Origin of the sequence: Providencia sp. PROV208 (genome assembly GCF_028479465.1) — a bacterium.
In the GTDB taxonomy this organism is placed as follows: domain Bacteria; phylum Pseudomonadota; class Gammaproteobacteria; order Enterobacterales; family Enterobacteriaceae; genus Providencia; species Providencia alcalifaciens.
In genome coordinates this window covers 12062-28485 of sequence record NZ_JAMPNS010000025.1, presented here as the reverse complement: position 1 = coordinate 28485, position 16424 = coordinate 12062, and the positions used below count along the sequence as shown (strand labels likewise).

The following is a 16424-nucleotide window of genomic DNA, read 5'->3' as shown; positions in this document are numbered from 1 at the left end:
GTTATTTAGCGTGATTTTTTAGGTAGCGTTCAACGTAGAACAGTGCGCTGATATTGCGGGCTTCATTGAAGTCCGGATGATCGAGGAGCTCCATCATGCGTGCAATTGGCCATCTGACCTGTTGCAGAGGCTCTGGCTCGTCACCCTCAAGTTTTTCGCTAAATAGGTCGTTAGCGATAAGTATGTTCATCTTGCTGGAAAAGTACGATGGAGACATGGTGAGTTTTGCCAGAGGTGTAATCTGGCGAGCTCCATAACCGATTTCTTCTTTGAGTTCGCGTTGAGCAGCATCGAGAGGGGCTTCACCAGGGTCAACGGCTCCTTTTGGAAAACCTAACTCATAGTTTTCGATACCAACGGCGTATTCACGGATCAAGATAAGATGGTCATCAATAATCGGAACAATAAGAACCGCTTCACGTTTTGCTGGGCGCATTCTTTCATAAACACGTTTTTCACCATTACTGAATTCGAGATCAACAGATTGGATACTGAATAATTTAGATTGAGCAATGTCTTGAATATTCAGGATTTTTGGTTTTTTTAACTCTGTCATAACAATTTCCGAATCAGATGAATGGGATCCATGAGGGCAAGCTTACATTGTCTTTAACTATGACGCATATCAAAAAAAAATGATAGAGATTATAGGGTGGATAAAATGCTGTTAGTATAATCTACTTATGAAAACCACACGGATTAATAAGTAAAATATTTTATTTACAACATATTGTAAAATAAAACAAAAAATAGAAGAGAATAGGAATTGGCTTATATAGTGATTGGCATTGTGTTGCTATGCTTTTCAGGTAGGCAATTCTGTTGAGAAAAAAATGCTAAACACCGTCATTATACTGGCTTTGATCATCGCTAGCCTAATTATAATGGTTTCCGTTCTGTTTTTTCGGCGGGGACGGCGTTCGAGTGTCTATCAAATACCCTCTCTAGCGACACCCGCGTTCAAAAAAATGATTGAGTCTGATTTCCAGACTATTACCCAGTACCTTAATCACAGTGCCTCAAAGAATCTTCATTCGCCTTCTCAGCCTGCACGGCAAATCAAAAAAAATGCTACCGTTGCAACCATCTGTAATGCTGTTACACGATTCAATTTACGCCAAGAGCAAGGTCAAGGTTGGCGTTATTTTATTGATACGATTGAAGTGCAGCTGCCTTCTCAATTAGAACCGTTTTTACAACGACAAAATGTCATGGAAATTGTGGAAACGGATCATTTGCCTTTAATTGTGGGGCTCAATAACCACTCTTTGAAAGAATTTAACTATGAGTGGGAAACACCGTTAGAAGACCAACGCACTCAACCTGAAGCAGCTATTCATGAAGGTGAACCTAACACCATCCAACTGCTGAAAATGCGTAAGGAAAGCAAAGAGGAGCATCGGTTACACAACTCTTCAGGATGGTTAGGCGCCATCGTTGTCAGTCTCAGCTTTTTTATTGGTTACCTAACGATTATCTCTATCCCTATTTTTCATGGGTGGGGAGTCACATTCACGGCTGTGGTATTTCTTATCGGGGTATTTTTGTTATTTCGATTACGTCTTTTTCCTAAACCCTATCAAGATGTGCAATGCATCTATGGGCAGGCTAAACGGTGGGAACTGTACGGAGAATTAGACAAAAAATATTCATCAACGATTTCGATTGGGGGGGTAGATTTACACTACCCAACGTATTGGCTACCCTACCTAAAATATGAACTCGGTCATCCCACGAATATCGATCTCTATTCGACGGGCGAAGTTTTAAAATACGGTCGCTGCCTCTCTATTCATGAAGAGGAACGTTATTACCCTTATAAACGCTTTAAAAAGAATATACTGATGTTTTTCAGTGCATTGTGCGTTTTAGTGTTAGTGTTCTCTTATCAGTCGATCAGTTTACCCGTTAAGTTAGGTTTTGCGTGGCTTGAGGGCGCCAAAAAAGTCACTGTTGTCGATCCGTCTGATTTAACATCGCGAAAAATTAGAGTGGGAGATACCTTATTAGCCAAGGGTATGGGTATGTGTTATCGCCCGCCTAATTTAAATGATGCAAACCAAGCGCTGTTTGTACCTTTCGATTGTTCTGGTGTGTATTGGAATAATATTAATCTGATTACAGAGCCGCAATCTGAGGTTGTCAATCGAGCAATTGATTTGCTGAACAGTGTGAAAAATCAATTACATCCAGATAAAGATGCCCCAGGAATTAACCCAAGACTACAGCGTGAAATTATGAAATCAGGGATGAATATTATCTTTGATTTTTCAGAAATTGTTTTAAAAACCAATGCATTGTGTGAACAAAAAGACCATTGTATTAAACTCAAAAGCGCACTATCTAACTTAGGCGGAAGTGCGGATGATTGGCCTGTATTGGTGAGTAAGGCTTCTTCAGGTAAATTGAGCGGTGCGCATGTTTTATTACGTGCAGGAAGTGCGGATGCCTTGGAAAACTTAGTTGAAGACACCACATATGATTTTATCAAGAAAGAACTTGATACCGAAGTCCGCAAACTGAATAGCCCGCCACCAGGTGGTGTGTTGTTGATCAATGATGAAAACCTTCCATTGGTAGATTTAGTGCCAGTGACGACATTGAGCGAAATGAACCAAGTTCAGCGATGGAATGAGCTAAAGCGTTTGTCTAGTATTCTGATTAATACGCCATTTGATGTTGAAGGGGTGGTTACGAATATTTCGACAGATGCGAATGGCACATTGCAAGTGGTGATTCATGAGCGCTTGGATGAAGATGTTTTATCTGAATATGTTTGTCGTTCAATGCTGGTTTTTTTCTTGATCATTTGCACCTTAGTAAATGGAACATTAATTATTATTCGAGTTTTGAATAACAAACGGCGTTTGCGTAAAATCACTGAATATTACGATAAATGCTATGAGGCCGATAATCCTTCCGATTCTAGATAGTATTATCCTTTCCCAATGATGGAGCCTCATTTTGGTTTGGCATTCAAACTAAGTGTGAGGAGGCACCATGAAGTCGTTATCTACAAAACAAGCGCCTGATGAGCAAGTTCGCCTTGATAAATGGCTATGGGTTGCACGTTTTTATAAAACACGCTCCATTGCCCGTGAGATGATTGATGGTGGTAAGGTTCACTATAATGGGCAAAGAAGTAAGCCTGGAAAGATTGTTGAACTCGGCGCGATGATAAAATTGCGACAAGGTAATGACGAACGGACTATCGAAGTGCTGGAAATCAGCAGCCAACGTAAAGGCGCTCCAGAAGCGCAATTGCTCTACCGTGAAACAGTAGAAAGCCTTAGTCAACGCGAAAAAATGGCAATGGCACGTAAAATGAATGCACTTACGATGCCACATCCTGACCGACGCCCAGATAAAAAAGAGCGTCGGACTTTGCTAAAATTTAAACAAACTAATTCCCATGAATCGTCTTAATAGACTGCCTGAGTAATAGAGAGAAATTATGGCTAAACAAGACCAACTCCACCGTTTCCTGTTTGAACAGCATGCGGTACGTGGAGAAATGATTACTGTCGATGAGACTTTTCATCATATTTTAGAAAATCATGATTACCCAGAAGCCGTTAAAATGCTGCTGGGTGAATTACTGGTAGCGACCAGCTTACTCACTGCAACGTTAAAATTCGATGGTGATATTACCGTTCAAATTCAAGGTGATGGCCCTGTTAAGTTAGCGGTAATTAACGGTAATAACTTACAACAAATGCGCGGTGTCGCCCGTGTTGATGGTCCTGTTGTGGCGGGTAGCACATTACAACAAATGATTGGTAATGGGTTTATTGTCATTACAATTACACCAAAACAAGGTGAACGTTATCAAGGGATCGTAGCAATTGAAGGCAATAGCATTGAAGAGAGTATTGATGCTTATTTCCGTCAATCAGAGCAGTTACCTACTCGTTTATTCATCCGTGTTAGTGAACAAGATGGTAAAGCAATCGCGGGTGGAATGCTGCTGCAAGTTCTTCCTGCTGCGGGAGAATCGAGCCATGAGTTCTTTGATCACTTAGTGCAACTGACTGCGACTATCAAAGGTAAAGAGCTGAGCGAGTTAGACGTGAAAGAGGTACTGCATCGTCTGTATCATGAAGAAGATGTCACACTGTATGATCCACAATCTGTTGAGTTTCGTTGCACATGTTCACGTGAGCGTTGCGAAGCTTCGCTAGCGACGTTAACTCATGAAGATGTTATGGATATTTTGCACAAAGATGGAAAAATTGATATGGAGTGTGAATATTGTGGCTCACACTATGTATTTATTGAATCCGATATCATCGGGTTAAATAATGAGCAAAATCAGCAACTTCACTGATACGATTTAGCAACCTAATTATGTGACGAGGGTGCAATTTTGCACCCTTTTTTTATAATTTTAAAGGATTATAACGTGCTCTAAGTCTCATTATGAATTAAAAAAAATTATGCTTTTTCAATTCTTTGATAGCTATCGCTGTTAATTAGTCGTAAAGATTTATGATCGTCGGCAGAATAGCTATGTTTACCAGGAGCAATATAATGAGCGCTAAAAGCATTACCCTGAAGGATCTCGAAAAGTACGGCATTCATGACGTCGCTGAAGTCGTTTATAACCCAAGTTATGAGCTGTTATTTCAGGAAGAAACCAAACCAGGTCTAGAAGGTTATGAACGTGGTACCGTCACTACATTAGGTGCTGTTGCTGTTGATACCGGTATTTTTACAGGACGTTCCCCAAAAGATAAATATATCGTTCGCGATGATATCACTCGCGATACCGTTTGGTGGGCTGACCAAGGTAAAGGTAAAAACGATAACAAGCCAATGAGTCAAGAAGTGTGGAGCAGCTTAAAACACTTAGTGACTGAGCAGTTATCAGGCAAACGTTTGTTTGTTGTGGATGCATTTTGTGGTGCAAACGCAGACACTCGTTTAAAAGTTCGCTTTATCACTGAAGTTGCGTGGCAAGCTCATTTCGTTAAAAACATGTTTATTCGTCCATCTGATGAAGAATTAGTTGGCTTCGAACCTGACTTTATTGTGATGAACGGTGCTAAATGCACAAACCCAAATTGGAAAGAACAAGGTCTGAACTCAGAGAACTTTGTTGCTTTCAACTTAACTGAGCGTATGCAGTTAATCGGCGGTTCTTGGTACGGCGGCGAAATGAAGAAAGGTATGTTCTCTATGATGAACTACTTGCTGCCATTAAAAGGCATCGCGTCTATGCACTGCTCTGCAAACGTGGGTGAAAAAGGCGACGTTGCCATTTTCTTCGGATTATCTGGTACAGGTAAAACGACACTGTCTACCGATCCAAAACGTAAGCTAATTGGTGATGATGAGCACGGTTGGGATGACGACGGCGTATTTAACTTTGAAGGCGGTTGCTACGCGAAGACCATCAACCTGTCTAAAGAAGCTGAGCCAGACATTTACGGCGCTATCAAACGTGATGCATTGCTGGAAAACGTCATGGTATTGGCAGACGGTTCTGTTGATTTCAATGATGGTTCTAAAACTGAGAATACCCGTGTTTCTTATCCAATTTATCATATCGAGAATATCGTTAAGCCTGTGTCTAAAGCGGGTCACGCGACAAAAGTTATCTTCCTGACGGCGGATGCATTCGGTGTGTTACCACCTGTTTCTCGTTTAACGCCGGAACAAACTCAGTATCACTTCCTCTCTGGTTTTACTGCGAAATTAGCAGGTACAGAACGTGGTGTAACTGAACCAACGCCAACATTCTCTGCATGTTTCGGTGCGGCGTTCTTATCGTTGCACCCAACTCAATATGCTGAAGTGTTAGTGAAACGTATGGAAGCAGCAGGAGCGAAAGCTTACTTAGTTAACACAGGTTGGAACGGTACAGGCAAACGTATTTCTATTAAAGATACGCGTGCAATCATCGATGCAATCTTAAGTGGTGATATCGAAAAAGCGGATACTATCAAGCTGCCAGTCTTTGATTTAGAAGTCCCAACCGCATTACCGGGTGTGGATACTAATATCCTTGACCCACGTAATACTTACGCGGACAAATCTCAGTGGGATGAGAAATCTAAAGATTTAGCCGATCGTTTCGTGAAGAACTTCGATAAGTACACTGATACCCCAGCAGGTGCAGCACTGGTTAAAGCCGGTCCTAAACTGTAATAGCGGGCATAGGGTATAAAAAAAGGCTCTACAGTCATGTAGAGCCTTTCCCATTGGTGTTAGCGTTTACTTACCGGAGGATTTATTCCACAGCGGGTAAGTCAAAGACTAAAATTTCACTCTCTTCATCAGCTTTAATTGTCAGCTGCTTTTCTTGCCAAATCGCTAAACCATCACTGGTGGTTGCTTTTTGACCATTCACTTCGATATTACCTTTGACGACTTGGATCCAAATAACGCGTTTTTCTGCAATGTCATAGGTGCTTTGCTCATTAGCAGGGAGCGCCCAACGCCATAGCGTCATATCTTGGTTTACTTTCAATGAGCCATCGCGTGCATCTGGTGATAACACCAATTGTTTACCACTTTTTGAGTCAAAACGTTTTTGCTCATAGCGTGGTTCAATGCCGTTTTTATCTGGAATAATCCAAATTTGGTATAAACGCAGTTCTTTTTCGTTATCAGGATTGTATTCTGAGTGGCGAACTCCTGTTCCCGCACTCATGATTTGGAATTCACCCGCAGGGATCTGCTCCATATTCCCCATGCTATCTTTGTGCTCAACGGCACCATCAAGAACATAGGTCAGAATTTCCATATCTTTGTGGGGATGAGTACCAAACCCTTGTCCCGCAGCGATGTAGTCTTCATTGATGACTCTTAACGCTGAGAAACCCATAAATTTTTCATCGTAATAGTTAGCAAATGAGAACGTGTGCCAACTGTCCAACCAACCGTGGTTTGCGTGTCCACGTTCATTTGCTTGGCGTAAATAGATCATTGAGTCATCTCCTTAAAAGCGGATATCCCATTTTCATTGGGCTCTTGCTTAACTTGTTGATGACAGTTTAGCCAAATTGTAGAAAGAGAAAAGTAGGGGTCATTAACCATAGGATCCAAAAAATTTGAATAAGATTGAGGCGTATCATAATGATTATTTGCCGTATGGAAATGAGGGGGTCAGCAAGTTATAGAAAGGTTCAAATAGAGGTGATTTGTAGAAAGTTATAGATAAAAAAATAGCCAGCATTAAGCTGGCTAAAGTAAACACTGGAAGCAATGTGAGCAATGTCGTACCTCCTACAAGAGACTGACTAAGTTAGTCACCTGCGGAAGATGTGATAATGATAATAGTTATCACTATCGTTTGTAAAGGGTTATTTTTAACCAATTTTAGATTTATTTAAACTCGCTGCTCAACTAACTGATTTGGTTGAAAATAAATAATATCCATTATTTTTCAATGGATTAAATAAAATGGGCTACTTCATGTGATGGGGTAAGCTTTCTGCACAAGCAGAAGCTGAGCTCCACGCCCATTGAAAATTATAGCCACCTAGCCAACCCGTGACATCAAGGACTTCCCCAATGAAATAGAGTCCAGATGATTTGAGGGACTCCATCGTTTTTGATGAAATTTCATGAGTATCGACGCCACCAAGGGTGACTTCTGCAGTACGGTAGCCTTCGGTGCCATTCGGCTGCACTTGCCAGTTATGCAATGTGTCATTGAGAGAATCGATTTGTGCGTGGTTAAGTTGTTTTAGCGGACAGTCGGGGATTTGCCCTAATTGTTGTAAGACTTCGATTAAGCGCTTAGGCAACTGTGTAGCCAATGTATTTTTCAGTGATTGATTAGGATGTCGCTGTTTTTCTGTAGTGAGATAGTCCTCCAGAGAAATTTCTGGAAGTAAGTTAATACTCACATACTCACCGGGTTGCCAGTAATTTGAAATTTGTAAAATTGCAGGTCCTGATAATCCTCGGTGGGTGAACAGGATGTTTTCTTTGAATAGGACACCGCTGGCGGAAGTGACGGTTGCCGCGACAGATACACCGGAAAGCGCTTGTAGGGCTTCTAACAGCGGTTTGTGTAAGGTAAATGGTACTAAAGCTGCACGGGTAGGGATGATTGTATGCCCAAATTGCTCAGCAAGGCGATAGCCAAACGGTGTTGCACCTAAACCTGGCATTGAGAGTCCACCCGTTGCGACTACAAGTGAGCGAGCACTTACTTGAGTTCCGTTTACAGTAACAACATAACCTTCATCTGTTTTGTCTACTTGAGTGACTTCACTACGTAGTTTTATCGTAATGTTGGGCAAATCACACTCATTTTGCAGCATATCGACAATATCTTGTGCGCTATTATCGCAAAATAGCTGCCCTAGCGTTTTTTCGTGATAAGGAATTTGGTATTTACCGACTAGTTCAATAAAGTCCCATTGTGTATAGCGAGCAAGTGCTGACTTACAAAAGTGAGGATTGGTTGAAAGGTAGTTATTGTGATCGGCGTACATATTGGTGAAATTGCATCGACCACCACCGGACATCAAAATTTTACGCCCTAATTTTTTGCCATTATCCAGCACAAGGGTGTTTAAACCGCGCTTACCCGCGAGTGAAGCACAAAATAGCCCAGCAGCACCTGCACCTAAAATAATAACATCGATATTTCTCACAATTGGAATTCTCTATATATTTGATTTTAATCGTAATTACGATAATTAATACCGCTATTTTACGCGATTTAGCACCGGTTGTAATGCAACGGATCAACGAAGAATTAATGAAAAGTACGGTAGACGTATTATAATTAGGAAAAATCGCGAAAAAAGACTATTTCCCCCTTATATTCACAAATTATCATAAAAAAGTTTCAAAAATTCAGAATAACTTTAATTATGGTAACCAAATGATATTAAAGGGATAGTTTGTATTTGATGCTTTTTTGATTAGTATTTAAATCAAAAAAAGGTCAGATTTCGCTTCCACCGCTAGCGTTTGTCACTGATAATGCGCCGCGTTCATGTCCAACATATAATGGCTTAACGTCTATGCTACATCTTTTTACAGGTTTAGAATTTTACACAGGTCTTTTGTTAGTTCTAGCACTGTTATTTGTGCTGTTCTATGAGGCGATTAATGGCTTTCATGATACTGCTAACGCGGTCGCGACGGTGATCTACACCCGAGCAATGCGTGCTCAGTTTGCGGTTGTCATGGCCGGGGTATTTAACTTTTTCGGTGTCTTGCTGGGAGGGTTGAGCGTGGCATACGCCATTGTTCATCTTTTACCAACAGACCTTCTCCTTAACGTGAGTTCTGCTCACGGTCTTGCAATGGTCTTTTCATTGCTCTTGGCAGCTATCATCTGGAACCTTGGAACCTGGTATTTAGGGATTCCTGCATCAAGTTCTCACACGCTGATCGGTGCAATTATTGGTGTTGGTTTGACCAACGCAATTGTGACTGAATCTTCGGTGGTTGATGCGCTGAATATTCCTAAAATGATCAGCATTTTCATGTCCTTAATTCTTTCTCCTGCTATCGGTTTTGTGATTGCTGGGCTGATGATTTTTGTGCTACGCCGTTATTGGAGTGGAACCAAAAAACGTCGCCGTATTCACTTAACGCCAGCTGAACGCGAGAAGAAAGATGGTAAACGCAAACCACCATTTTGGACGCGTACCGCTTTGATCCTATCCGCTGTTGGTGTGAGTTTTTCTCACGGTGCGAACGATGGGCAAAAAGGTATTGGTCTGATTATGCTGGTACTTATCGGTGTTGCGCCAGCAGGCTTCGTCGTTAACATGAATTCTAACGGTTATGATATCGCGAGAACCCATGATGCGGTGGTTCACCTGCAACAATACTATGAAACACATAAACCAGCGTTAAACCATGCGATTGAAAATACGCCAATGGTCGCTGAGAGCAAGCCTGAAGAAGGCGAGTTCCATTGTGATAGTTCACGTACCCCGATCATCTTAAGCCAAGCTCAGAAGATGCTGAGTGGCATTCAGAGCTATGATGAGTTAACACCAGAGCAACGCAACCAAACTCGTCGCTTGTTAATGTGTATTTCGGATACTGCGAATGCGGTGGCGAAATTACCTGAAACGAGTGCGAAAGATGCAAGCTTACTGAAAAAACTGAGTAATGATCTGCTGTATACCGTTGAATATGCTCCATTATGGATTATCGTCGCTGTTGCGTTAGCTCTGGCTCTCGGTACCATGTTCGGTTGGCAGCGTGTGGCAGTGACTATCGGTGAGAAAATCGGTAAGAAAGGGATGACTTATGCGCAAGGTGTATCGGCTCAGGTAACTGCGGCTGTATCTATCGGCGTGGCAAGTTATACGGGAATGCCTGTTTCGACAACGCAAGTCCTTTCTTCTGCGGTTGCAGGGACAATGGTTGTTGACGGTGGCGGTGTTCAGAGTAAAACCATTAAGAGCATTGCATTGGCATGGTTACTGACCCTTCCGGTTTCTATCGTTTTATCGGGTGTCTTGTACTGGATTGCTCTGAAGATTATTTAATCAGCGATAGTGCGTTTATTTAACGTTCTATGGTGCAATCAGCATTCTAAAATAGTGATGACCGGCTTCGGTCATCACTATTTTTTTGGTTTGAATAAAGGGAATAAGCCACGCCAAACTAGTTAGCGATTAGCATATAGGCCAAGCTCACGACGACTAAAATGCTCAATCTGCTGATTAACATAAACTGCTTACGAATACGTTCACAACGGAATATTACATCAGGATCGTAGTGCTCAAGGTATTGCTTAGAATTGATATAGCGAACAAGGCGCAGTTGCTTATTGAGTTGCCCATGGGTGGTAAAAAAGCCATTACCATCAACGGATTGATAAAGTAGGGGATCGGAGTCCCGCAGAATAGATAATAAAACGCGAATGGAAGAAAAATAGCGCATCATATTCAAGATGCACAAAATGCATAATGCCCAAAACAATGCGATTATACTGAACATAATCCCCTCCTTAGAACGAACCTAAATTGCCCCGTTGTTATTAAAGGAAATACCGCCAAAATACTGCACACACATCATTTATTTTCATTGTAGGACAAATTGTTGCTTAAAAAAAGTGCAGTTAGTTCTAATTTTGAGCTCAAAAAACTGTTCGCTGCAAGCTGTTAATTTATCGATTGTTGATTACACTTACAGGCATCATTGGAATTCGAATTTTGAGTCGATATATATTAATATTGAATGAATGATGTTATTGTTTTATCAAATGTTCTGTCTTTTAATCCTTAAAAATTAATCTGCTAGATGTGATCAAAACGACACTTCATTATCGCTATTAGCAGGTATAGTATATTCATAAGATATTGGTGAACGTCGTTAACCACCAGTTAAATCAGCATTTGGAAGGAGTTTACTTATGGCTTATAAACATATTCTTGTCGCGGTTGATTTATCACCTGAAAGTAAAGTTTTACTGGATAAGGCTGTCTCTATGGCGAAACCGTACGGAGCCAAAGTATCCATGATCCATGTTGATGTTAATTACTCGGATCTGTACACCGGTCTTATCGATGTGAATTTAGGTGATATGCAGCAACGCATCACTGATGAAACTCGTAATTCATTAAAAGACCTTTCAGCGGGCGCCGGCTATGATATTCAAGAAACACTGAGTGGTAGTGGTGATTTAGGTCAAGTGTTAGTTGATGCTATCAAGAAATACGACATGGACCTCGTTGTTTGCGGGCATCACCAAGATTTCTGGAGTAAGTTGATGTCTTCTGCTCGTCAGCTGATTAATACCGTTCATGTGGATATGCTGATTGTTCCACTGAATGATGAAGAAGAATAATTCATTACAGTCAAATTGAAAAACTATTCACTAAAAACGCCTGTCTATGCAGGCGTTTTTTTTGTGACAAAATAATCGTCTGAAGGGAGTGATTGGCAGGTCAAGTAATTTTTTTTTCAAATGAGTAAAAAAAAACCTTGAATTAAGAATATAAACTAATGATATATTCAATAGGCAAACACAAATCGACCTCACATTTTCTAAAAAAAAAGATAAGAAATAGTGAGGCATCTCACAACAATATCCACATTAAAAAGGAAGAAAAAGATGGCGCAAACACTATCTTCATTCTTGGAGTCTGTCCAAAAAAGAGATCCTTCACAACCTGAATTCCTACAAGCGGTACGTGAAGTATTCACTTCTCTCTGGCCTTTCATTGAACAAAATTCAAAATATCGCGATCAAGCACTACTCGAACGCTTCGTTGAGCCAGAAAGAGTGATCCAGTTCCGTGTATGTTGGATGGACGATCAAGGCAAGGTGCAAGTAAACCGCGCATGGCGTGTACAATTCAGCTCTGCGATTGGTCCATTCAAAGGCGGCATGCGTTTCCACCCATCTGTGAACTTATCCATCCTGAAATTCTTAGGTTTCGAACAAACCCTAAAAAATGCACTAACAACCCTCCCTATGGGTGGTGCAAAAGGGGGTTCAGACTTTGATCCTAAAGGAAAAAGCCATGGTGAAGTGATGCGTTTCTGCCAAGCGTTAATGACTGAACTTTATCGTCACTTAGGCGCGGACACTGACGTTCCGGCTGGGGATATCGGGGTGGGCGGTCGTGAAGTTGGCTTTATGACTGGGATGATGAAAAAACTGTCTAATGACACCTCTTGCGTTTTCACCGGTAAAGGTCTGTCATTTGGTGGCAGCTTAATTCGTCCAGAAGCAACCGGTTACGGTCTCGTTTACTTCACTGACGCCATGCTTAAACGTCACGGTTTAGGTTTTGAAGGGATGCGTGTTGCAGTATCTGGCTCAGGTAACGTTGCTCAATACACCATTGAAAAATGTATGGAATTAGGCGCGAAAGTCATCACTGCATCTGACTCCAGCGGTACAGTGGTCGATGAAGCAGGCTTCACACCTGAAAAATTAGCACGCTTAGAAGCTATCAAAAACAACTACGGCCGTGTTGAAGAATACGCGAAAGAGTTTGGTTTGACTTACTTAGCGGGCAAACAACCTTGGGGTGTTCCTGTGGATATCGCATTGCCATGTGCAACACAGAACGAACTGGATGTGGAAGCGGCTAAAGTGCTGATCCAAAACGGTGTTAAAGCTGTCGCGGAAGGCGCAAACATGCCAACTACTATTCCTGCAACTGAGTTATTCCTGGAAGCTGGCGTTCTGTTTGCTCCAGGTAAAGCAGCAAACGCTGGCGGTGTTGCAACTTCTGGTCTGGAAATGGCGCAGAACGCAGCACGTTTAAGCTGGAAAGCAGAAAAAGTGGATACGCGTTTACACCACATCATGTTGGACATTCACCACCACTGTGTTGAATTCGGTGGCGAAGCCAAACAAACCAACTACGTCCAAGGCGCGAACATTGCAGGCTTTGTTAAAGTCGCTGATGCTATGTTTGCACAAGGTGTTGTGTAAGGTTTAACCCAAAACGTAAGCGAAAGGGCGGTCGCGCAAGTTTGTTGCTAATGTACTTGTAATAAGCCGTGCAAACGCCCTTCGCCGTTACGTTTTAATCGCTGTGTTTAATACAGGGATAGATATCAAATCGATGGCTTTTGGTTGTGACTGCTGAAGGTGCTTTTTGCCCCGCAAGCGGTTCAGCGTAATCAGGTCGCTTAACCACAACACGGCGTTTAGCCAGCGCAATTGCTGGAGCCAATAAAGAATCAGCATCATCATCAGACCCGACCAATGACTGAAACACCCGCATCTCTTTCTTCACCAATGCACTTTTTTGTCGATGTGGGTACATCGGGTCGAGGTAAATAACGTCAGGCGCCTCAGTGATTTCAGCTAATGCTGTAATGCTTGATGCGTGGATCAGTGACATACGTGATTGCAACCATTCACCAATTTCAGGATCGTGATAACCGCGCTGTAAACCATCATCGAGGAGTGCTGCCACCACAGGGTGACGCTCTAACATTCGCACCTTACAACCTAATGCTGCGAGTACAAAGGCATCTCGACCTAAACCCGCCGTCGCATCAATAACATCAGGCAGATATTCTTTTTTAATTCCCACGGCTTTTGCAACAGCTTCGCCTCGTCCTCCCCCAAATTTTCGGCGATGTGCCATAGCACCTGAAACAAAATCCACAAAAATGCCGCCTAATTTGGGTTCATCCATTTTTCGTAGTTGTAGGTTTTCAGGGGTTAGCACTAATGCCATTAAAGCATCAGGCGTATGAGTGAGTTGCCATTTTTCAGCAAGTTGAGCAAGGGTGCCTGCATCGGCACCCTCTTCACAGATTAATTGGATAGCAATGTGATTAGCCATGAATACCGTAGCTCTTCAACATCGCATCTAATTCAGGTTTACGACCACGGAAACGCTCGAACAATACCATCGGTTCTTCAGAACCACCGCGACTTAAAATATTGTCGAGGAAGGATTGACCCGTTTGGCGATTGAAAATACCTTCTTCTGAGAAGCGAGAAAAGGCATCAGCAGCCAAGACATCCGCCCATAAATAGCTGTAATAACCCGCAGCGTAACCACCCGCAAAGATATGACTAAATGCATGAGGGAAGCGCCCCCATTTTGGAGATGGCACCACTGCAACTTTTTCTTTGATGGCATACAGTGTTGGCATCACTTGCGCACCTTTCGCTGGGTCATATTCAGCATGTAAGGTGAAATCGAACAAACCAAACTCCAGTTGGCGCAGAACAAACATTGCAGACTGGTAGTTTTTCGCGGCTAACATGCTTTTTAGCATTTCAGCCGGCAGAGGTTCATTGGTTTCATAGTGACCAGAGATAAACTCGAGCGCTTCCGGTTCCCAGCACCAGTTCTCCATAAATTGGCTTGGTAGTTCAACCGCATCCCATGGAACCCCATTGATGCCTGCCACATCAGCAACATCAATTTGGGTTAACATGTGGTGCAGACCATGACCAAATTCATGGAATAAGGTGATAACTTCATCATGAGTGAATAACGCAGGTTTATCCCCCAATGGCTTATTAAAGTTACATGTTAAGTAAGCAACTGGATTCTGTAGTGAGCCATCTTTATGTACCATGCGGCCCACGCAATCATCCATCCATGCACCACCGCGTTTGTGTTCACGAGCATATAAATCCAGATAGAAGCTACCACGCAGTGTGTTGGTATCATCATACAGCTCGAAGAAACGCACATCATTATGCCAAGTTTCAACATCATGGCGCTCTTTTGCTGTTAAACCATAAATACGATTAACAACTTCAAATAAGCCATTTAATACACGCTGTTCAGGGAAATAAGGACGCAGTTGCTCATCACTGAGTGAGAATTTATGCTGTTTTTGTTTTTCGCTGTAATACGCTAAGTCCCATGACTCAAGCGTTTCAACACCATAATTTTCTTTCGCGAATGCGGTGAGTTCAGCGAGCTCTTCTTTACCTTGTTGATGAGCTCGGTTAGCCAAGTCATTCAGAAAACCTAACACTTGCTCTGGGGATTCCGCCATTTTTGTTGCGAGAGATTTTTCTGCGAAGTTTTTAAAACCAAGCAGTTGAGCCAGTTCATGTCGTAGCGCCATTAATTCATCAATAAGTTCGCTGTTATCCCATTTACCAGCATTCGGACCTTGGTCTGAAGCTCGGGTACTATAGGCATAGCTCATTTCACGGCGCAGTTCAGCGTTATCCGCATAGGTCATAACAGGCAGGTAACTTGGCATATCCAACGTCAGTAAGTAGCCTTCTTCACCTTTGGATTCCGCCATGGCTTTTGCTGCGGCGATTGCACTCTCAGGCATGCCAGCAAGCTCGCTTTCATCTTTGATAAGCTTGCTCCAACCCATAGTGGCATCGAGTACATTGTTACTAAATTTAGAGGCGATCTCCGATAAACGTGCGACGATCTCACCGTAACGTTGCTGTTTTTCAGTAGGTAGTCCGATGCCGGACAGTTCAAAGTCACGCAGTGTATTTTCGATAGATTTATGCTGAGATTGGCTTAAATGTTTAAATTCATCCCCTTCTTTTAGGGATTTATAGGCTTGATATAGCGGCTCATGTTGCCCCATCCATGTACTGAATTCAGACAGTAATGGCAGGCATTGTTCATAGGCTTCACGTAGCTCAGGGCTATTTTTCACAGAATGTAGGTGGCTAACAGGAGACCAAACACGGGAAAGTTTGTCGCTTGCTTCTTCTAATGGTTGGCACAGATTGTCCCAAGTGTAATGGTTGTTCGCGGCGAGTAATTTCTCAACGGTTTGGCGATATTCGCCTAAAGTTTGTTCGACAGCTGGAAAAATATGTGCAGGCTCAATGTGTTCAAAGCGAGGTAATGCTGAATTGGCTAATAATGAATTTGTCATAAAAAAACATCCTTGAATGCAGGCTTGCGCTCGGGAGCCAAGGCTTACTGTGCTGACAATGAAAGTGTTGGCGGGGTGATTGCTCTTGAAATCAGCGCGCCGTATGTGGACATGAATAAGTATATGGGGACAAATATATAAAC

The 16424-nt window shown here is 42.3% G+C and carries 13 protein-coding genes; 7 read left to right on the top strand and 6 right to left on the bottom strand.

The annotated features are described in order from the left end of the window. Nucleotide 1 precedes the first annotated feature (1 nt). Entirely contained in the window at nucleotides 2-556 is a 555-nt protein-coding gene (gene nudE / locus PR766_RS16950; RefSeq protein WP_006657440.1) for an ADP compounds hydrolase NudE, read from the bottom strand. A 277-nt stretch (nucleotides 557-833) separates the two neighbouring features. Between nudE and PR766_RS16945 the strand changes: the two genes are divergently transcribed. From PR766_RS16945 to pckA, 4 genes are all read left to right on the top strand, one after another. Then, on the top strand, nucleotides 834-2933 hold the full coding sequence (locus PR766_RS16945; RefSeq protein ID WP_036959999.1) for an IgaA/UmoB family intracellular growth attenuator: 2100 nt from the start codon (nucleotides 834-836) through the stop codon (nucleotides 2931-2933). A gap of 67 nt (nucleotides 2934-3000) precedes the next feature. Then, a complete protein-coding gene (hslR, locus tag PR766_RS16940) occupies nucleotides 3001-3426 on the top strand; it encodes a ribosome-associated heat shock protein Hsp15 (RefSeq protein ID WP_006657442.1) in 426 nt (141 codons plus the stop codon). A 28-nt stretch (nucleotides 3427-3454) separates the two neighbouring features. Further along, entirely contained in the window at nucleotides 3455-4327 is an 873-nt protein-coding gene (hslO, locus tag PR766_RS16935; RefSeq protein WP_006657443.1) for an Hsp33 family molecular chaperone HslO, read from the top strand. Nucleotides 4328-4530: 203 nt separating this feature from the next. Continuing rightward, the gene (gene pckA, locus PR766_RS16930; protein ID WP_006663506.1) at nucleotides 4531-6150 is read left to right on the top strand and encodes a phosphoenolpyruvate carboxykinase (ATP); all 1620 of its coding nucleotides are present in this window, start codon (nucleotides 4531-4533) and stop codon (nucleotides 6148-6150) included. An 82-nt stretch (nucleotides 6151-6232) separates the two neighbouring features. On the opposite strand, the gene PR766_RS16925 is transcribed toward pckA, so the two are convergent. Continuing rightward, nucleotides 6233-6931: a pirin family protein gene (locus PR766_RS16925; RefSeq protein ID WP_006663505.1), complete on the bottom strand. Its 699-nt coding sequence runs from the start codon at nucleotides 6929-6931 to the stop codon at nucleotides 6233-6235. A gap of 481 nt (nucleotides 6932-7412) precedes the next feature. Beyond that, the gene (locus PR766_RS16920; protein ID WP_006657446.1) at nucleotides 7413-8612 is read right to left on the bottom strand and encodes an NAD(P)/FAD-dependent oxidoreductase; all 1200 of its coding nucleotides are present in this window, start codon (nucleotides 8610-8612) and stop codon (nucleotides 7413-7415) included. Nucleotides 8613-8987: 375 nt separating this feature from the next. Between PR766_RS16920 and pitA the strand changes: the two genes are divergently transcribed. After that, the gene (gene pitA, locus PR766_RS16915; protein WP_006657447.1) at nucleotides 8988-10475 is read left to right on the top strand and encodes an inorganic phosphate transporter PitA; all 1488 of its coding nucleotides are present in this window, start codon (nucleotides 8988-8990) and stop codon (nucleotides 10473-10475) included. A 118-nt stretch (nucleotides 10476-10593) separates the two neighbouring features. On the opposite strand, the gene uspB is transcribed toward pitA, so the two are convergent. Beyond that, nucleotides 10594-10929, bottom strand: coding sequence for a universal stress protein UspB (uspB, locus tag PR766_RS16910; protein WP_006663504.1), 336 nt, complete (start codon nucleotides 10927-10929; stop codon nucleotides 10594-10596). 415 nt (nucleotides 10930-11344) lie between these two features. Between uspB and uspA the strand changes: the two genes are divergently transcribed. Together uspA and gdhA are read left to right on the top strand one after the other, a co-directional pair. After that, nucleotides 11345-11779, top strand: a complete 435-nt coding sequence (gene uspA / locus PR766_RS16905; protein WP_006657449.1) for a universal stress protein UspA — start codon at nucleotides 11345-11347, stop codon at nucleotides 11777-11779. Between the two features lie 267 nt (nucleotides 11780-12046). Next, entirely contained in the window at nucleotides 12047-13381 is a 1335-nt protein-coding gene (gdhA, locus tag PR766_RS16900) for an NADP-specific glutamate dehydrogenase (protein ID WP_006663503.1), read from the top strand. Between the two features lie 94 nt (nucleotides 13382-13475). Here gdhA and rsmJ read toward each other — a convergent pair whose 3' ends face one another. Then, the gene (gene rsmJ, locus PR766_RS16895) at nucleotides 13476-14246 is read right to left on the bottom strand and encodes a 16S rRNA (guanine(1516)-N(2))-methyltransferase RsmJ (RefSeq protein WP_006663502.1); all 771 of its coding nucleotides are present in this window, start codon (nucleotides 14244-14246) and stop codon (nucleotides 13476-13478) included. After that, nucleotides 14239-16281 (bottom strand): oligopeptidase A, encoded by a 2043-nt coding sequence (prlC, locus tag PR766_RS16890; protein ID WP_154636082.1) that lies wholly within the window; start codon nucleotides 16279-16281, stop codon nucleotides 14239-14241. The genes rsmJ and prlC overlap by 8 nt, the downstream gene beginning before the upstream one ends. Nucleotides 16282-16424 lie beyond the last annotated feature (143 nt).